Source organism: Mesorhizobium sp. M4B.F.Ca.ET.143.01.1.1, assembly GCF_004792275.1.
GTDB lineage: Bacteria > Pseudomonadota > Alphaproteobacteria > Rhizobiales > Rhizobiaceae > Mesorhizobium > Mesorhizobium abyssinicae.
In genome coordinates, this window is the sequence record NZ_SRSR01000066.1 from 1 (window position 1) to 663 (window position 663).

The following is a 663-nucleotide window of genomic DNA, read 5'->3' on the forward strand; positions in this document are numbered from 1 at the left end:
GCTCGACACCACCCAGGAAGTGCTGAACGGCTATGTCAATGCCGCGCAGTGGCAGGACCCGCAGGCGACCAGCTATGTGGCGCTTTCGCTGGCCAACATGGCCGCCAGCGGCATTCCTCCGGGCTTCAACGTCATCACCGGCGCGCTCTACGAGAAGGACACCGCCGGCGTCTACGACAAGATCCTGTCCGGCAAGTAATCCGCGACCGATGGCCGTGACCGCCGTTGCGGTCGCGGCCATTCTTTCGCCTGACCTGCCGCCGCGCGGGCTTAAAGCATGTCTCCCGAAAGCGGGACCCGGTTTCGGGACAAAGACATGCGCAAATCAAAACACTGAAGCGCATGCAGCGAATCTGAAAGATCGCGACGCGCTTTAGGGTGTTTTGCAGCGAGGGATTGACGAGCCCACCGCCGGCGCCGCAGGCTCTTTCGTTCGACCTCGCGATCTATCACTTCTTGCCGGGAAGGCCCTTGCGCTTGGTCTCGGCGAATTCCTCGAGCTGCTTCTCGCTCATCGATTCGTACATCTCGCGCGAAGCGCCTTTGAGCTCACTTTTCTTGATCTCACCGCGTTTGGCGGAAAGCGCTGCGCCGGCGGCTTTTTGCTGGGCCTGTGATGTGGCGGGCATGGCGGTTTCTCCTTTGCTGGGGAGCAATTCCAGG

General features: G+C 61.4%; 1 protein-coding gene and 1 pseudogene. One reads left to right on the plus strand and one right to left on the minus strand.

Annotated features, from left to right (window positions below; genetic code table 11):
* A pseudogene (locus EN786_RS35965) lies at positions 1-199 on the plus strand (sugar ABC transporter substrate-binding protein); the annotation flags it as partial.
* 250 nt (positions 200-449) lie between these two features.
* Here EN786_RS35965 and EN786_RS35970 read toward each other — a convergent pair.
* Positions 450-629 (minus strand): DUF3008 family protein, encoded by a 180-nt coding sequence (locus EN786_RS35970; RefSeq protein WP_127226103.1) that lies wholly within the window; start codon positions 627-629, stop codon positions 450-452.
* Between the last annotated feature and the right edge of the window lie 34 nt (positions 630-663).